The sequence below is a fragment of the Psychrobacter cibarius genome (assembly GCA_030686115.1).
Taxonomy (GTDB): Bacteria; Pseudomonadota; Gammaproteobacteria; order Pseudomonadales; family Moraxellaceae; genus Psychrobacter; species Psychrobacter cibarius_C.
In genome coordinates this window covers 3,049,749-3,068,019 of record CP131612.1, presented here as the reverse complement: position 1 = coordinate 3,068,019, position 18,271 = coordinate 3,049,749, and the positions used below count along the sequence as shown (strand labels likewise).

17 protein-coding genes are annotated in these 18,271 nt (G+C 42.4%); 13 read left to right on the top strand and 4 right to left on the bottom strand.

Annotation, left to right across the window (positions count from 1 at the left end):
• The first annotated feature begins 220 nt into the window (after nt 1-220).
• The 8 genes from fadB to Q6344_13010 all read left to right on the top strand — a co-directional run bounded on the left by fadB (nt 221) and on the right by Q6344_13010 (nt 8,907).
• Nucleotides 221-2,380: a fatty acid oxidation complex subunit alpha FadB gene (gene fadB, locus Q6344_13045; GenBank protein WLG13512.1), complete on the top strand. Its 2,160-nt coding sequence runs from the start codon at nt 221-223 to the stop codon at nt 2,378-2,380.
• Between the two features lie 149 nt (nt 2,381-2,529).
• Nucleotides 2,530-3,702 carry an acetyl-CoA C-acyltransferase FadA gene (gene fadA / locus Q6344_13040; protein WLG13511.1) on the top strand — a complete coding sequence of 391 codons (1,173 nt, stop codon included), beginning with the start codon at nt 2,530-2,532 and terminating at the stop codon, nt 3,700-3,702.
• A 124-nt stretch (nt 3,703-3,826) separates the two neighbouring features.
• Nucleotides 3,827-4,756 carry a hypothetical protein gene (locus Q6344_13035; protein WLG13510.1) on the top strand — a complete coding sequence of 310 codons (930 nt, stop codon included), beginning with the start codon at nt 3,827-3,829 and terminating at the stop codon, nt 4,754-4,756.
• 17 nt (nt 4,757-4,773) lie between these two features.
• On the top strand, nt 4,774-5,607 hold the full coding sequence (locus Q6344_13030; GenBank protein WLG13509.1) for a hypothetical protein: 834 nt from the start codon (nt 4,774-4,776) through the stop codon (nt 5,605-5,607).
• Between the two features lie 6 nt (nt 5,608-5,613).
• Nucleotides 5,614-6,492 (top strand): rhomboid family intramembrane serine protease, encoded by an 879-nt coding sequence (locus tag Q6344_13025; protein ID WLG13508.1) that lies wholly within the window; start codon nt 5,614-5,616, stop codon nt 6,490-6,492.
• A gap of 202 nt (nt 6,493-6,694) precedes the next feature.
• Nucleotides 6,695-7,270: an isochorismatase family protein gene (locus Q6344_13020; GenBank protein ID WLG13507.1), complete on the top strand. Its 576-nt coding sequence runs from the start codon at nt 6,695-6,697 to the stop codon at nt 7,268-7,270.
• A 286-nt stretch (nt 7,271-7,556) separates the two neighbouring features.
• Nucleotides 7,557-8,186, top strand: a complete 630-nt coding sequence (locus Q6344_13015; protein WLG13506.1) for an HD domain-containing protein — start codon at nt 7,557-7,559, stop codon at nt 8,184-8,186.
• 115 nt (nt 8,187-8,301) lie between these two features.
• Nucleotides 8,302-8,907, top strand: a complete 606-nt coding sequence (locus Q6344_13010; GenBank protein WLG13505.1) for a DUF1287 domain-containing protein — start codon at nt 8,302-8,304, stop codon at nt 8,905-8,907.
• 290 nt (nt 8,908-9,197) lie between these two features.
• Here the strand turns inward: Q6344_13010 and asd are convergent, their stop codons facing one another.
• Complete coding sequence (asd, locus tag Q6344_13005) at nt 9,198-10,031, bottom strand: archaetidylserine decarboxylase (protein WLG13504.1); 834 nt, start codon at nt 10,029-10,031, stop codon at nt 9,198-9,200.
• Between the two features lie 112 nt (nt 10,032-10,143).
• Here asd and dtd point away from each other — a divergent pair, with 112 nt between their 5' ends.
• The 3 genes from dtd (at nt 10,144) to phoR (ending at nt 12,644) form a co-directional block, all read left to right on the top strand.
• Nucleotides 10,144-10,599 carry a D-aminoacyl-tRNA deacylase gene (dtd, locus tag Q6344_13000; GenBank protein ID WLG13503.1) on the top strand — a complete coding sequence of 152 codons (456 nt, stop codon included), beginning with the start codon at nt 10,144-10,146 and terminating at the stop codon, nt 10,597-10,599.
• A 156-nt stretch (nt 10,600-10,755) separates the two neighbouring features.
• A complete protein-coding gene (gene phoB, locus Q6344_12995; GenBank protein WLG13502.1) occupies nt 10,756-11,460 on the top strand; it encodes a phosphate regulon transcriptional regulator PhoB in 705 nt (234 codons plus the stop codon).
• A gap of 80 nt (nt 11,461-11,540) precedes the next feature.
• A complete protein-coding gene (gene phoR / locus Q6344_12990; protein WLG13501.1) occupies nt 11,541-12,644 on the top strand; it encodes a phosphate regulon sensor histidine kinase PhoR in 1,104 nt (367 codons plus the stop codon).
• On the opposite strand, the gene Q6344_12985 is transcribed toward phoR, so the two are convergent.
• Nucleotides 12,641-13,243, bottom strand: a complete 603-nt coding sequence (locus Q6344_12985) for a M23 family metallopeptidase (GenBank protein ID WLG13500.1) — start codon at nt 13,241-13,243, stop codon at nt 12,641-12,643. The genes phoR and Q6344_12985 overlap by 4 nt on opposite strands.
• A 194-nt stretch (nt 13,244-13,437) precedes the next feature.
• On the opposite strand from Q6344_12985, the gene Q6344_12980 reads away from it, so the two are divergent.
• Nucleotides 13,438-14,124: a DUF3820 family protein gene (locus Q6344_12980; GenBank protein ID WLG13499.1), complete on the top strand. Its 687-nt coding sequence runs from the start codon at nt 13,438-13,440 to the stop codon at nt 14,122-14,124.
• A gap of 39 nt (nt 14,125-14,163) precedes the next feature.
• Here the strand turns inward: Q6344_12980 and Q6344_12975 are convergent, their stop codons facing one another.
• Nucleotides 14,164-15,051 (bottom strand): alpha/beta fold hydrolase, encoded by an 888-nt coding sequence (locus tag Q6344_12975; GenBank protein ID WLG13498.1) that lies wholly within the window; start codon nt 15,049-15,051, stop codon nt 14,164-14,166.
• Between the two features lie 286 nt (nt 15,052-15,337).
• Here Q6344_12975 and Q6344_12970 point away from each other — a divergent pair, with 286 nt between their 5' ends.
• Complete coding sequence (locus Q6344_12970) at nt 15,338-16,015, top strand: TIGR00730 family Rossman fold protein (GenBank protein WLG13497.1); 678 nt, start codon at nt 15,338-15,340, stop codon at nt 16,013-16,015.
• Between the two features lie 137 nt (nt 16,016-16,152).
• Here the strand turns inward: Q6344_12970 and Q6344_12965 are convergent, their stop codons facing one another.
• On the bottom strand, nt 16,153-17,769 hold the full coding sequence (locus tag Q6344_12965) for an FAD-dependent oxidoreductase (protein WLG13496.1): 1,617 nt from the start codon (nt 17,767-17,769) through the stop codon (nt 16,153-16,155).
• Nucleotides 17,770-18,271: the final 502 nt, after the last annotated feature.

The window sequence follows — 18,271 nt, the reverse complement described above, 5'->3', positions numbered from 1 at the left end:
TCACTTGTGCTAACGCGGTAACATTAAGCATAAAAAATGAATATATAACCATGAGCGCTGGATAATAAAGACATCTTCACTGCTTACTCTATACTGACTTTATAACACAGTATATTGGCAGTGTTATTACTCGTTTTTCTAACAATAACTGGCTATGACCTTTAATTTTAAAACTTTTAATTTTAAAACGTAGCTTTCGTTATATAGCAAGGAGTTCCAAATGGTATACCAAGGAAATCGCATCACGGTGACAATGCTAGAGGATGGCATCGCCAACATGCAGTACAACGCCGAAAATGAGAGCGTGAACAAGTTTGATGCTGAGACCAACAAGCAATTTGGTGAAGCGGTTACTGCCTTAGAAAAAGCTGACGACGTCAAAGGTTTAATCGTGACCTCAGGCAAAGGCGTCTTTATCGCTGGTGCTGATATCACAGAATTCGTTGGCTCTTTTAAAAAGCCAGAAAGCGAGATTAAAGATTGGGTCGTAGGTATCAATGACGCCTTTAACCGCTTTGAAGACCTGCCTTTCCCGAAAGTAGCCGCCATCAATGGCGCGGCGCTTGGCGGTGGTTGTGAGATGACCTTGGTTTGTGAATATCGCGTCATGAGCGACAAAGCCATCATCGGTCTACCAGAAACCCAACTGGGTATTTTCCCAGGTTTCGGTGGTACGGTTCGTACCACGCGTGTGATTGGTATCGACAATGCGCTTGAGCTGATTGCGACGGGTACACCAAAAAAACCACTTGATGCTCTAAAATTGGGCTTGGTAGATGCGACTGTTGCTGCTGATGATTTGCAAGATGCTGCCATTGATTTGGTCAAAAAATGTATCTCAGGTGAGCTTGATTGGAAAGCGAAGCGTGAAGAGAAGCTGAATCCAGTTAAATTGAATCAGCTTGAGCAAGCGATGGCATTTAACAGCGCTAAAGGTATGATCTTTGCCAAAGCCAATCCTAAACAGTACCCAGCACCAGCACTTGCTATCGCTGCGATGGAAAAACACGTTAACTTACCACGTGATAAAGCGATTGAAGTAGAAGCCGCAGGTTTTGCAAAAGCGGCGAAAACGCCACAAGCAGAAAGCTTGGTTGGTTTGTTCTTAAGCGATCAGTTGGTTAAAAAATTAGCCAAGCAGCATAGCAAAAAAGCACATGAAATCAATGAAGCGGCAGTACTAGGCGCAGGCATCATGGGCGGCGGTATTGCTTATCAAGCCGCTAGTAAAGGCTTGCCAATCATTATGAAAGACATCAAGTCTGAGCAATTAGATCTTGGTATGGGAGAAGCCAGCAAGTTACTTGGCAAAATGGTTGATCGCGGCAAAATGACCCCAGCAAAAATGGGCGAAACCTTAAGCCGTATCCGTCCTACTTTGAATTACGGCGATTTTTCTGAGACTGATATCGTTATCGAAGCAGTGGTAGAAAATCCAAACGTGAAGCGTGCGGTTCTTAAAGAAGTTGAAGGCTTAGTAAAAGACGATTGTATCCTAGCGTCAAACACCTCGACCATCTCTATTACTTTCTTGGCTGAAGCACTTGAGCGTCCAGAAAACTTCGTGGGTATGCATTTCTTTAACCCAGTACACCGTATGCCATTGGTTGAAGTTATCCGCGGTGAGAAGTCCTCTGAAGAAGCGATTGCGACCACGGTAGCGCTAGCCTCTAAAATGGGTAAAGTACCTGTTGTGGTTAATGACTGCCCAGGTTTCTTAGTCAACCGTGTGTTGTTCCCATATTTTGGTGCCTTTGATTTGCTATTGAAGCAAGGTGCAGATTTTGCTCATGTCGATAAAGTCATGGAAAAATTTGGCTGGCCGATGGGTCCTGCTTATCTAATCGACGTGGTCGGTCTAGACACGGGTGTTCACGGCGCAGAAGTCATGGCAGAAGGTTTCCCTGATCGCATGAAGCCTGATTATAAAGGCGCTATTGAGCTTTTATATGAAAACAAACGCTTAGGTCAGAAAAACGGCGTTGGTTTCTATAAGTATGAAATGGACAAACGCGGCAAGCCAAAGAAAGTTGCTGATGAAGCCACCTATGAGCTATTAAAAACCACCACAGATAGCGACAAGCAAACGTTTGAAGATCAAGCGATTATTGACCGCACCATGCTGGCTTTCTGTAATGAGACTGTACGTTGCCTAGAAGACAACATCGTCAGCACGCCGTCAGAAGCGGATATGGCGATGATTATGGGCGTTGGTTTCCCGCCATTCCGCGGTGGACCTTGCCGTTATATCGACCAAATGGGTCTAGATAACTACTTGGCACTGTGTGAAAAATACGCATACCTTGGCAAAGCTTATGAAGCCCCGCAAAAAATTCGCGATATGGCAGCAGCAGGCGAGACCTTTTACGCCACCGCGTAATGGGCAGTCATTACTAGGATGAAGTGCAGTACACAAGCTCGATAAAATTACTGGTGATTTATTTATTATCAATGATCTTAATTTTCTAAATTAGATAAGCGAGCATTGTGGTACTGCCACTGACAATAAAAATTGAAAAGGAAGATAGTATGACAATTTTAAGTCCAAAAGACGTGGTCATCGTAGATGGCGTACGCTCAGCGATGGGTAAAACCAAAAACGGTATGTTCCGTCATGTCCGCGCTGATAGCATGTCTGCTGAATTGGTTCGTGCATTGGTTGAGCGTAATGACTTTGACCCACGTGACGTCGAAGACATCATTTGGGGCTGTGTCAATCAGACCCTAGAGCAAGGCTTGAACATCGGTCGTAACATCGGTCTGCTGGCGGGTATTCCAAAGACTGCTGGCGGTCAAACCGTTAACCGTCTATGCGGTTCATCTATGCAGGCGCTACACACTGCTGCTGCTCAAATCATGACCGGTCAAGGTGATGTATTCATCATCGGTGGTGTTGAGCATATGGGTCACGTCGGCATGATGCATGGCGTTGATCTTAACCCTGAAGCGTCAAAGCATTATGCTAAAGCCTCAAACATGATGGGCTTGACCGCTGAAATGCTTGGTCGCATGAATAATATCACCCGTGAAGAGCAAGATGCCTTTGGTCTTGAGTCGCATCGCCGTGCATGGGCTGCGACCACCGAAGGTCGTTTTGATAATGAAATCATCGGTATCGAAGGTCATGACGAAGCGGGTCGCCTGCAACTATGTACTGTCGATGAAGTGATTCGTCCTGATGCGACGATGGAGCAAATGCAAAAGCTACGTCCAGCCTTTGATCCAGTAGGTGGCACAGTGACTGCTGCTACCTCATCTGCACTATCTGATGGTGCCTCAGCAATGCTAATCATGAGCGCGCAAAAAGCCAAAGAATTAGGTCTTAAGCCACGTGCTCGTATTCGTAGCATGGCTGTTGCTGGTTGTGATGCGGCTATCATGGGCTACGGTCCAGTACCTGCAACGCAAAAAGCCCTTAAGCGTGCTGGCATGAGCATCGATGATATGCAAACAATCGAGCTAAACGAAGCATTTGCAGCCCAGGGCTTATCAGTACTAAAAGCCTTAAACTTGACGGACAAGCAAGACATCGTCAACATTAATGGTGGCGCGATTGCATTAGGACATCCACTAGGGTGTTCAGGTGCTCGTATCACGGTTACGTTGCTAAACGCCATGGAGCAATCAGATACTGAAATCGGTCTAGCGACCATGTGTATCGGTCTTGGTCAAGGTATCGCGACTATTATTGAGCGTGTTTAAGTTTCAGCTAAGCTAATATTTGTTGATTAATATGTTTTAATATCTTGTAAGATGAGCGCCTCTAACTTAATGTTGGAGGCGCTTTTTTTTGGTTTAAGTCATAGTAATGAAAGGTAGAGTATAAATGGCACATCATAAATCGTCAGATAAGAGGCGCTTAGATTTAGAGGTGTTTAAGTTAAAAATGCGCTATATCTTTCTTCCTTTTTTAGGTTTTAGTATTGGCGCCATTTTATTCTACAACATCATAAGATGGATGTTAGACATCTGTCTAGGGATATGGCCTCTAAAAGATACGGTCTGGAACTTAATTATCCCAATAATTATCAGTGTTATTTTAGTGCTTGTCATAATGCGAACAAGGATTCGACTGCTAAGATTTGAATTATTTGACGATAATAGCGCTAATGTATTTTACTTGGTGATGATACTTGCTTTATTTCCACCTATATCAATCAGTCAAGCTTACTTATATGAAGCAGCATATGACATTATTGATATAAGTAATATAAGTGACATTAAATTATATCCAAAACAAAAATACTTCCAATTTGATAATAAAAGTATTGAGAAACAAGGGGTTGTTTCTTACTTCAATACTAGGGAGATGGGGAAATCTAGACAAGAGTTAAAAATATACTTATATTTTGCTACTCCTTTTTATGGAGATAAAGATATCTGGTGGGGACAGGCTTTTACTAAGGTTATTGATAATGATCTTGAAGAAAAAGAGAAAGTTCAACAAATAGAAAATTTTAAAAAGATTTCTAGACAACAATATGCAAATGAAGAGATATCTGCTGCTGATTATTTTGAAAAATTGCAAAACTCAGATACTAAGCATGGTTATTTAGAAGCGATTAGATTGTCAGGTCAGCAACATATTAATGACCCAATAATACTTGTATCTCAGTTGGGCACACTTAACGAAAAAGCATATAAAGAGTTAGCAAAATTCTTTAGGTTTTTTATCATTGGAATGTTTATTTGCTTACTATTAGTCTTAAAAGCAACGATTGATAAAAAAGCATTTCAACAGTTTAAGGTACGCTAGATTAGTGGTGATAGTGCATGGATAATAATAAGCGAAGCCAGTATAGGTATAAGAATAAAAATAGAAGCAGAAACAAAAAAAAAGTAAGCAAAAGGGATAAACAGAAGCGCATACAAAGCCTAAGCGCTAAAGAATCGATCAAACTAAAACTAAAGCAAGTATTCTTACCATATTTAGGTCTTAGTATCCTGACTATTCTGCTTTTTGGGGCTTTACGCTGGTTGCTTGATATTTATCTAGATGTTCTACCTTTAAAGGAGGGCTATTGGGATTTTGGTATTCCTTTTCTGTTATCTGTTTTAGTCGTTAGTATTTGGATGTGGCCGAGGTATGAGCTTTTAACCTTAAAGTGGGTTAAGCGCAGTAGTTCAGGCTACTTTTTTATAACGATGGTTCTAGCATTAGTGATACCGCTCGTTCTCAGCCAAAACTATTTGTCTAAAGCGGCTTACGAGGTCATTGAAGTAAATAGCTTGAATGATATTCGTCATTATCCAAAGCAAAAGTATTTCAGAGTAAATGATTTTGAGCCACTCAAATTAGAGAGCGTTTCTTATATAGAAACACAAGTAATCAGTGGACGAAATTTTGACTCAACATTGCATATTGATTATTACATTGCGACGCCATTTACAGCCGCTGAGAATATTTGGCTAGGTTCTAGCTACCACACGAAATACGATAATCGTGCAGACCAAAGTATTAAAGACAGTCAATATTCAGCATTTATTAACGACTCGCGCCATAAGTACGAAGCCAACGACCTCTCTACTATCAGCTACTTTAAGAAACTTAAATCATCAAATAGCAGAAATGCTTACTTACACACGATTTCTACGGCTAATAGGTAATCTAATTTGCCACCCTTGATATTGAAGCCAGAAACAGGATTACTTGCTGACAGTTTAGGTCGTGATTTCGTTTGGGGGTTTGGTTCGTTTTTTATTGGTATGGTTCTGTGCTTGTTGCTCGTTCTCGCAGCAGAATTTGATAGTCAAGAAAAGAAAAGTACGCAAAAACATATACAAAAGCGAAAACATATACAAAAACAAAAGCCCGTAAAAAAACGAGCACCAGTAAGTGATGTATCAAAGAGCCTAGTAGTTTGGTTTAGAAGTAATAAAGAGCGACCTGCGACGTTGGTGTTAATACTGACCTGTATAGGTGCATTTATACTGACCGTATTCATGGGTATGGATATCATTGATCCTTTATCTAGACAGGTAAATAGTGCAGGTGGGTTGACGATGGACGCGCTGCAAGCTGGTAAGCATTGGCGAGTAGTGACATCGCTTTTTGTACACGCAGGGATTATGCATTTAGTAATGAGTCTAGGGATGCTGTTTGCTACAGGTTATATTTTGGAAAAAGTATTGGGTCCTATACGTTTTACGATTGCGTTTTTTATATGTGGTATTTTCGCTAATGTTTTAGGGGTGATATATTTTGATATGGACATGGCAGGTGTTTGGGGTGCTACATTTGGCTTGTTTGGTATCGCGATACCGTTGGTGGCCTTTAAGATTTTTAATAAAAAATATCGAGAGCTATTCGGCGGTACTATCGCTGCGATATTAATCATTACTTTAACCAGCATGTTCTTTGCATTTATAAACACGCTCAGTTATATGGTGTATTATCTTTTAACCTTGTGTTTTGGTATTGTTTTCGGTGTGGTCATAGTCATGACTCAAAAACAGTTTTTATTACGTAATGCTAGGCGTCATAATATATAGTTATTGGCTACTCTTCATTAAGAAACTATATCAAGCAGTATGAATCAAACGTGATGAATTGTTATTAATCATTATTAGAGACTATCTCCATTGACGCCCTCAGCAAACTATGACTAAATAAGAGTAAGGCTAATAAAGACAATATCAATGATAAAACTAACATAGCCTTTAACAATAAAGTCAGCCGTACAAGGAGTGTGCCATGTCTACTATGATTACCGACCGTACCTATCGAATCGCTCGCGAAAATACCCAAGCGATGATAATCGATGTTCAAGAACGCTTAACACCGCATATTTATGACCATGAAAACATCGTCAAAAAAACAGTGACGCTTATTAAAGGTCTACAAGCACTGAATATCCCTATCATGCTCAATGAACAGTATAAAAAAGGGCTCGGCGATACGCTACCTGAAATACGCGAGGTGTTAGAAGGCGATAACGCTAAAAGCTTTGAAAAGGTCACCTTTAGCGCTTGTGATAATGATGATTCGTGGCATTATTTAGCGCAGCAAAATCGAAGTATTGTTTTGCTATTTGGAGTAGAGACACATGTCTGTGTACTACAAACAGCGCTTGATTTGCTAGATAATGGTATGCAGCCCGTCATCATTGGTGATGCGGTCGGCTCACGCTTTCCGTATGATAAAAAGCAAGCAATACGCCGTATTCGCCGTGCTGGTGGCGTGATTACCACAGTTGAAACCATTCTGTTTGAGCTTTGCCGTAGTAGTCAAGACCCTGCGTTTAAAACCATTAGTAACTTGATTAAATAGTTCTTTTATTCAAGATATAAAAAATAGCGCTTACTCACATAAGCGCTATTTTTTATAGTGGTGTTCATTAGCTATAGGTTGGCATGCTCTTTTATAGCGCTCATAAAATATATAATATAGTCAAGGAATTTTAGAATCGCTACAAGGCGACCGACCGCAGATAGTACACTGATTACATCTAGGGTGGGTAACACCGTAGCGGTTTAAAAGTGCTCTAACTATACTTGCTTATGCGTAAAGGTAAAATGAAGCGCTATATATTCGTAGAAAAATTAAGAGAAAATTTATGCCATCAACCAAACCCCTTTTATTAACCAACCCAACGCTTGCCTCAAACATTGATATAGATCATGTTACTCATTTCTTATTAGAGCTTGATGCGCTTAAACGTATCAATCGTCGTAGCTATGTGACGCATACCACACGCAAAGAAAACTCTGCCGAACATTCATGGCATTTAGCCATGGCGTGCTGGTCTATCGCTGAACAGTTTGAGCTAGATGTCAATCATGAAAAACTACTCAAGATGGCATTGGTACATGACTTGGGTGAGATTGACGCTGGCGATACGTTTTTATTCGCAAACAGTCGTAGCGAGGCGCACATTGAAGAACGCGCTGGTATTGCTCGATTGCAAGCTGAGCGTGGCAATGGCATCATGGATTTAAATGAGATTTGGGAAGAGCAGGAGACGGGTAGTAGTAAAGAAACCCAGCTGATCAGAGTGGTTGATCGCTTATTGCCTTTTTTATTGAATTTAAATACCAATGGAAAAACGTGGATTGATGCTAACATCACGCGTTCGCAAGTGACTGCGGCACTTGCTTTTATCAAAGACAGCTTTCCTTCCATTCATGATTGGCTATCAAAAAATATCGACTATGCGACCCAGCAAGGATGGTTGGTTGATGCTTAAGTAAAGCCATCATTTTGCCGTTTACATGTTTGCAAATATTTGTATTTTTTAAATATTAAAGTATTTAGAATTAGCTAAATGAGCGATTAAGTACATTATATAGAGAGATTATTAAATGAGAGTCACTGGCACTTATAAGGTTTTTGCTAAATCGCTCGTCTTTGTTAGCCTATTAACTTTGGCGCAACTAACTCAGGCTGCCGCACCTATTAGTAATGGTGATAAACTGGCGCACGATGCCAAAAAACAGATCGGCATTACCACTAGCTATGATCCTGCTTACCGCAAGTTGGATTTTCCGCGTGGCGATGTGCCGATAGAAACTGGCGTCTGTACCGATGTTATCGTCCGTGCTTATCGCTTGCAAAATATAGATCTACAGCAATTAGTCAACCATGATATGAAGTCAAATTGGTCGGCTTATCCAAAGACTTGGGGGCTCAAATCAACCGACAAGAATATCGATCATCGCCGAGTGCCCAATCTTGAAGTGTTTTTTGCGCGTCACGCAAAGACATTATCGACGACTGATAAAGCCAGTTTTCAAGCAGGGGATGTGGTGACGTGGCGGCTACCGAATGGTAATTTGCCGCATACAGGTATCGTCTCCGATAAAGTCGCTGCGGATGGTACACCGCTGATTATTCACAATATCGGACGCGGTACGCAAGAAGAAAATATCTTATTTGCTTATCCTATTCTCAAACACTTTCGTTATTAACTACTTTCTTTATTAACTAGGGTGTGTCATCAATTAGATTGTGAGGCTTAAAATGAGAAAAATTGTAGATAAACAAGGAAGAAATTGCCGTTAATATGAACATATTGATAAAATTTCTGACGATATTTAGCAAAATTTAGCTATTTTAAGACCACTAAATGTATTCATGTGCTAATTGATGACACGCCCTAATATGTTGCGATGAGATAGTTACCCACAATAAAAAGCTCAGTTCAACATAGATTAGGATGCTGGACTGAGCTTTTTTGAGTCATTAAATCGCTCAGCTATTAAGCGTGAGTAGTCCCTAGTAGCTGTCCCATTTTTACCACACTATCGGCTTTCATACTGTCTTGCCAATCCGCTTTTGCGCCTTTTGGTAGAATGACAATTGCGGTTGAGCCTAAATAAAAACGACCCAGCTCGTCGCCTTTCTTAAAGCTCATATTGTGCTCAGCTTCTTGAATATCATCAGTGCGGGCAATTTTACCAGTCGCCACTGTTTCGATACCAGCGACAATCATCGCCCCAACCATCACCACCGCTGCTTTGCCATATTCTGTATCAAACAGACAAACCAAGCGTTCATTACGCGCAAATAAGTCCGGCACGTTCGCCGCCGTAGTATTGTTGACCGAAAACAGCGTGCCCGGTACATAACGGGTTTTGGTTAGAGTACCGGCGAAGGGCATATGTACACGGTGATAGTTACTGGGCGCAAGATAAACCGTCGCAAAACTGCCATCCGCAAAATAGCGGCCATCTTCACTGGCAGCAAGCAGTTGACCAACGTCATAATAGCGACCTTTTGCTTGGAGCAATTTATGGTCGTCAATTTGACCCAACTGCGAGATAATACCATCGGCAGGACTGACGATACCATGAGGCGTCATGTCGATAGGGCGCGCGTCTTCTTTTAGCTCACGAGTAAAAAAATCGTTAAAGCTCTCATAGGCGTTGAGACTTTGGCGCTCATACTCGTCCAAGCTGACGTTATAGGCTTTAGCAAAGCTACGGATAAACGTGCGTTTAACATAAGGATGGCGGCTAGCGGCTAGACGCCCAGCAACTTTACTCAGTTGCTGCTGCGGGACAAGCTGTTGTAAAGTAGTGAATACATTCATAATGAGGCTACCAAAATAGGGTGTGATGTAATAATTAATAAGCAAGAGAATGGCCGTATTTTATCATGGACGGCGTATTATTGTATGGGCATAATTGGTAAGGAATCCGTAAATGAAAGCACTTATACAGCGCGTACGCCGTGCTAGTGTCACCGTCGATGCGCAGTGTGTTGGTACGATTGAGCAAGGCATATTGGCTTATATTGGTTTAGGGCCTGATGACGACCTAACAAGCGCCCAGCGCATGGTAGATAAAATCCTCACCTATCGTATTTTTGACAATGATGATGATCCTGCCAAGTACGGCAAACTGGATAAAAATGTCCAGCAAGTTGGTGGCGGACTATTATTGGTATCACAGTTTACGCTAATGGCAAAAACAGACAAGGGTCGTCGCCCTGACTTTGGTGGTGCGATGGCACCTGATGCGGCTCAAGCATTGTTTGCGCAATTGGTCGCCTATGCCAACACGCAACATTCAAACGTGGCAACTGGTCAGTTTGGCGCTAATATGCAAGTGTCGAGCGTCAATGATGGGCCATTGAATTTCTTGTTAGAAGTGAATTGAGTAAACTAAGCATTAGCCGTCACGAGACCTATGAACCGCTTAAAAGTTGAATGTCATTAAACTGTCATAATTACCCCGTTTAATAGAGAGCAGCAGGCGAGCATTTATCGCCTTTTTTGTCAGCCAAATGTTGTCCTCTAACACTGAGAATGCCGTATGTATAATGAGCAAATTTTGATTGTTGAAGATGAACCGGCGATTCGTGAAATGATCGTCATGACGCTAGAGATGGCGGGATTTGATAGTCTGCAGGCAGCGGATGTATCTGAGGCGCACCAACAAGTGGTCGATCACCGCCCTGCGCTGATTTTGCTAGATTGGATGCTACCCGGCGATAAAAGTGGCATTGATTTTTGCCGATTGCTCAAAAACGATGAGCTACTTGCTGAGATACCAGTCATTATGTTGACGGCTAAAAGTGAAGAGGACAGCAAGGTGCATGGCCTCGATGCTGGTGCTGATGATTATATGACCAAGCCTTTTTCGACACGTGAGTTGATATCTAGAATCAAAGCAGTATTGCGGCGTAGTAACGCGCTCAGTAGTGATAAATCTATCGAAATCGGCAATCTGAGCCTTGATCCCAAAAGTCAGCGGGTGACAGCGGCTGGTAAAGTGGTTGATGTTGGTCCTACGGAATATCGATTACTGGCATTTTTTATGAGTCATCCAGAGCGTGCCTATACGCGGACGCAGCTGCTAGACCAAGTATGGGGCGGTAATGTATATATCGAAGATAGAACCATTGATGTGCATATCAAACGTTTGCGGACATTATTACGACCGCATCAATGTGATACGTTGATACAGACAGTACGTGGGACAGGCTATCGATTTTCTAGCTTTATTGAACCAATTTAACGGACGGTTTTTATTCGCTATAAAAGCAGCATGTTAATCGCAGCACAGTGAAAAACGGCGAATAGTGATAAGGATGATGGATGAACACCCTAATATCGGCTCAAGGCGACCAACAAAATAAGTCACTGCTAGCAACTCAGCAGAATACAACGGATCAACTCAAAAAAATTAGAAGCGCACTACGCGCATTGCGAGATGCGGTGGTTTTGCTCAATGACGATGATGGGCTCGAATGGTGGAATCAGGCCGCCGAAGATTTAATGTTGTTACAGTTGTCAGATAAAGGTAAGTGCATTTTTGACTTTATTAGTGCGCCTGAATTTCGTCAGTATTATCAGGCGACGACCAACCCTAACGATGGTGCTCAGGATGGTGTGCACATTGTCTCGTGGCGCGCGCCCAAGCGTTATCTAAAGTGTGAGCTCACGCCTTTTGGCGATGAGAAGCTGCTCATTATTTATGATGTGACGCGCTTGCATCATTTAGAGGAGATGCGCCGCGATTTTGTGGCGAATGTCTCGCATGAGTTACGCACACCGTTGACCGTCATGATGGGCTATCTAGAAAATTTTTCGGATCAGCCAGATATGCCGCCGCATTGGAAGCGCGGGTTTGAGCTGATGAGCCAACAGACTGCGCGTATGAATAGAATTGTAAATGACTTATTGCTGTTATCTCGCATCGAAATCGAAGAAACCCATGAGCTCAGTTATATTGATATGACCAAGCTGCTGACCCATGTTTATGATGATGCGCAAGCGTACAATCAAGAGTATGGGCATACCATTCACTTGCAGATAGATACTTATGACGGACTGTATGGCTCAGAGATGTATCTAAATAGCGCGCTTTCTAATCTGGTGATTAATGCCATCAAATACACGCCCAAGGGCGGTAATATCGCCATTAGTTGGACAAAAACGTCAGAAGGTTGCCGATTTGCCGTCGAAGACAACGGTATTGGTATTGCACCTGAGCATATCGCACGGTTGACGGAGCGCTTTTATCGTATTGATAAAGGTCGTAGTCGGGCGACTGGCGGCACAGGGCTAGGTTTGGCAATCGTTAAACACGTTTTATATCAGCATGAAGCCAATTTACAAATTGAATCAGTAGAAGGGGTAGGCTCGACGTTCAGCATGGTATTTCCAGCTGCCCACATTAGATCAGCTGCGATACCCTAATTTTTTTGTAAAAGTGGATAGGGGTTCACTGCACTGCCGCTGATATAAATACCGTAATGCACATGTGGCGGCGTACCTTTTGCATTGCCACTGTCGCCGACGTAGCCGATGATATCGCCGGCATTAACCCAGTCGTTTGGACTAATATCTGCATAATCTTCTAAATGCGCATAATAATGCCCTGCGCCGCCTGGTCCAACCACGACCACCACACGACCGCCTAACGTATTTTCACCAACTTTGCTGACGATGCCTTGTGTCGTGGCTCGTATTGGTGTGCCTCGTGCGGCAAAGATATCGATACCTTCATGACTGCGACCTTGACTGCGTGCAGCGCCCCATGTATCTGTTAGATGTTGTTCTGGAAGTGGACTGGGTAAGCTGTTTTCCGTCGGTAGTTCTTGCTGTAATAAGCTGAGCTGTTGCCATTTTGCCATCACAAATGACTGAGTTTGTTGGCTGATACTGGGTAAGAGCCTATCAAATACAAATAATAGCATCAACAATACAGCCGCTTTAATGAGCACACTGAGTACACGGCTTAAAAAAGTTAGCCTTTTCTTTTGTTTTAATTGCGGGTTACTGCTATCTGCTGGCATCTATCTCTCTTTAGTTTTTTAAATAGTTTCCCTTATTATTATATAAGTGAAGTCGTCTATTCTTTGTATGCCATTGTTATCTCAGGTTTTTATCCCCATAAAGATAACGTTTCTTTTAAAGTTTACGTATTTTTAAAACGTTACATAAAATACCAATGTTGCTATCTATTATTGTTATCCATGGCTGAACTTTTATGACTGACACTGCGCTGATTATCGATACCGAAACCGATCAAGGTCGTGATCCGCGTCCGATTCAAGTGGCGACTATTAATGCGATGACGGGTTTTGAGTGGATGAAGTACTTTAATAGTGGTCGTTCGATATCACCAGTTGTCATTAGAATTCATGGCATTACTGATGATGATGTCGCTGGTCTTGAGCGCTTTGATTTAGAGGCGTTTGAGTTGCCACAGTATTTGATTGGTCATAATGTCCGCTTTGATTGGCGGGTTATTGGCAGTCCATCTACTAAGTTGATATGTACGGTTCGGTTGGCGCGTGTGGCTTTTCCAGAGTGGAGTGCTTATGGTCAGTCCAAATGTATCGAGCAATTATTAGGCAAAGAGGAAGCAAGTAGGATGACGATTGCCGCTCATGATGCGCTGGGTGATGCGCGTATGTGTTATCTGCTTTATCGGGCGTGTTGTGAGCGCCTAGCCATTGCATCGACGGATTTTGCTGCTGTCCATGCTATCGCTAATAAAGCCAATCCAGTGAGCAAAATGCCCTTTGGCAAACATAAGGGCACGCTGATTAAAGACGTGCCAATCAGCTACGTAAAATGGATGCTGGGTAATATCCATAACATGCAGCCGTCGCTTTATTCTGCCTTAACCAAGCGTGTCAAAGCAGAACAGGCAGCAAAAAATACGCCCTAAATAGAATTGCACTTGAATAGGTTAACTAAACAGAACTTATTACTGCTTAGCTAGCCAATCAACCGCCATTTGCCAAAGCTGTGGGGCTTTAGCATTGGTTCTGCTAATAAAATAGCGCATATGACCGATACTGTTTAGACCAAAGTCTTTGGGATCTAAAAACTGCTTTTCGACTGGCATTTTAGTAAAAACACGAATCATATCATCCATATTTTTGCTATTGGCAATGTCATCATCACTAAACCCCAGCCATAATGATGGCATAGTAATGTCATCATAAAAGTGCGTTTGTATAATTTTGCCAAAGGCTGTTTTGATATAGCCTGCGCCATTACACCATTCGCGCCACTGCCGAGACACGCCCCGTGGTAGCGGTTCGCCCATACCAATTTTATCTGACGGCGTGTACCCTAACGCCAAGTTGGCGAGTGGAATAAAGGCATCCATAAACCCTATCGCTTTGAGTTTATAAGGCATGCTCATATTTTTAATACGACCTGATGAGCAGGCGACATTGAATACTGAAGCGAGCGCACTATAATTTGGCATCAAACCTATCAGCTGACCGCCTGCACTATGACCAATTAAATGATAAGTGGCGTCGGCAAATTCATCTTGCAACGCATCAAGGACGGCTGGCATATCATGGCGACCCCAGCTAATCAGCGATGCATCGCATTTAGCCAATGCAGACGACAGCGATTCACCGATGCCTTCATTGTCAAAGGTTAGTACACCAAAGCCATTTTCTGCTAAGTGAGTGGCAAAATTGTGATAAAACTGGCGCTTGATACCCGTTGCTGGCGCGATCATAACCGCTTTTTTTACCTCATTTTTAGGGCGATAGACAGTCGCTGCCAATGCCTGATTGCGCTCAGTCATGATACTCAGTGAATAAATATCCGTCTGATACTGTTTATTTTCCATGCTGTAACCTTCATATTGTTAGGGTTGTATGCGGTGTGGATTGGCTATTTATTTGCAATTATTTATCAATAATTTGCTCTTAAAATGTAGTCATTACGTAGTGATAAACCGCTTAAATTAGCTGATAACCACCTGATAGCATCGCTTATGTTAAGATAAATGCTGGTAAGCAAGGCGTTCAATTGTGACTTTCAAGTTCTATGCTATTTATCTGGGGTGGTATTATCCATGAGGGTTTTAACGAGTATTTAACAAAAACAATCGATATAAAAATTAAGGAAGCTATATGCAAATGAAAATTAACAATGACACTTATGAAGTCATTACCAGTCAAGACATTACCAATATTGAAAAAGCAGTGGATAAATCAACGTTAACGATGCCGTTGGTAGCGGTTTATTGTGGTTCGCGTTTGGGCAATAATGAAGTCTATGAGCAGGCAGCCCGCGAGTTGGGTAGTGCGCTTGCTGACAATGGCATGGGTTTGGTCTACGGCGGCGCGAGCATCGGGCTGATGGGTGCCGTTGCAGATGAGGTGATTCAAGGCGGCGCGCAAGCGGTCGGTGTGATTCCAACCTTTATGCTCAAACATGAGATTGCTCATGAGCAGCTGACTCGCTTGCATTTGACCGATACCATGCATACCCGTAAAACCGTGATGGCAGAGTATGCGGATGCCTTTATTACCTTGCCGGGCGGGCTTGGTACCTTAGAGGAAATTATGGAAATCGCCACGTGGCGTCAGCTCTATCAACATGAAAAACCGATGATTATTTTGAATATCAATGGTTTCTATGATCGTATGATCGAGCACTTAAAATATACGGCTGACCAAGGTTTTATGAAGCAAGAAGATCTGGAGCGTTTGGTGGTATGTAACACGATTAATGAAGCCATTGAGCTATTAAAAACAGTCGTAAAAATAGACGATGCAGTCGATACCGAAAAAATGGCTGGTAATTAAGAGTACATATTCTTATTTATAAATGCTTTGATCTGTAAATGCTTTTATATATAAATATTTCATCTATAAAAAAGGAGAGAAGGGCTGATCATTAGCCATTCTCTCCTTTTTTTGTTCAATTTTTAATAGAACGCTTTTTATATCTCAGTAGCACCTGCATCATTAACCGTGTTGAAACCCTTTAAAGTTGTCTCGCCAATACCGTGATTCACATCAGCCATTGCCAATGGAAAGCCTCGTTGCTCAGCCAGTGTACGCGCGACTTCATCAATCGCCATGCTATCGTGTTTTGTCAAATACGACCAATTATGAGCATAACGATTGCGGTTGGCTGGCGTGTCATGATCGATTAAGCCAAGTTCAGTCAATTCATCAACGATTTGGTCGGCAGCAATCAAAGTCGAGGATGCTTTGACGTTTTCCGCTCGAGCATAGCGAATATTAGAGTATAAGCTGACATCAGCCACTCGCAGCGTATCGTCTTGACCGGGTATTTGCTGCCCACCATATAGCGCGTTACCGACCGTACGTGCGCTATGGAAGGTCGGTACAAACTCCGCTACATAATCAATCGCTTGCTGACTACGCGCTTGTAACGGTGCCTTATCCCAGCCATCTTCGATATAGTGCACATACTGCGGCGGCAGCTTAGGTTGGGCGCTGTCTTTGCTAGAGGCCACCAATCCATCATCGAATAGCGTGATAAATTTGCTCATGCCATGTATTTGAAAATAACCACCGGGGTAAGGCGTGAGTTGTGCCATGCCTTCAGGTGTGCCGCGACTGCCATAAACGATAATCTCTGGTATCTGTCCGCCAGTATCATCCCAGTGGGTGATATAAGACGATTTAAACTCGACCATACGCGTGACTTTGACCCCGACCATATCGTCGATGACGCCCGTACGAAAACCGCAAGCGTTGATTAAATAATCCACTTCGATAGATTCAGTTGTATTTTCAGTTGCAAATTTGGTTGTAAGCTGAGTTTCAGAGCTGGCAGCTCGTTGATAATCAATACGCCATTTAGTGACGTGGTGGTCTGCGTTTGAGCAGTTTTCACAATCAACAGGCATGACTTGCTTAACCTGTGTATCGGTAAAGACGTGTGCATGCTCATAATCTGCTAATGCCAATTGCGCAGAGGCCGCCAAGCGAAAAATATTCCAGCCGTACTCTTGCACGACAATCAGTGGAAACTTGACTTTATTCAAGTCCAAATACTTAGCGACTGGTATCATCCATTCATCAACTGACCGCGGCACAGTGACTTGTTCACGTTCTGACAGCGCAATGAGTTGCTCATGGCTATAAAGCTGATAATAGTTTTCAGGTTCGCCCAACACTTTGTTATTAGCATCTTCGGCGATAAGCTTACGATACGCATCAGTCAAGATATCAAGACGTGGTAGCAAGTCTTCTGGCAAGCCTTCATCGCGGGTTGGCACAGCAAATACTGTTGGGCGAACATCGATGGTATAAGGATAAAGGCGCAATATATCAATACATTGTTTGAGGAGAGACACACAATCTTCATCAGGGATTTCACGGTATAGATTGCCGCCAGCATGCAAGTGACACATCGGTGGACCATCAATCAGCGATTTGTTTTTTTCAAATACATAAGTTTCAAGCCCCAATGCCGCAAGGCGAATAGCAATGGTTGCTCCTGCCGTACCGCCACCAAGAATACCGACGCGTTTGGCAGAGTGCGCTTGGTTTTTCACTGGGTTTTTAATGAAAGAGTGAGTCATTGTCGTTGTTATATCCTTAATAGCAGTTACAGCAGGTCATGCTCGGTGTATTTGTTAAATGTTTTGCTCTAAAAATCTTATGTTAAAAATTTTTGTCCTAATGGATGTTGTTCTAAGCCATTTATAACTATTGATATGCGTGCAAAGGACGTCAAGTTCAATATGCATATGAAGCCGCAAGGGTCATATTTATCATTGTGTAGTAATTCTTAAGCTGTATAGGGTATTCTACGAAAAATGATAACCAATATGACGGCAAATGCGTAAGTAGATAGGTGAGTTTTGTCAATGAATGGCTATGGCGCTTGATAGTAATGGCTATGCCAGTTTAACCAATTTGTAAATACATAAGCTTTTGTAAATTTATATATGGATAGAAACGACTGCGCTGTTGCATATGCTATATTAAAACTGCTCAAAGTCAGCGATAGGTTTTTTTGCCGTTTAAATGGTCTGACGATGAGAAAAATCCAAATTGAAATTTATGATCACAATCATAATC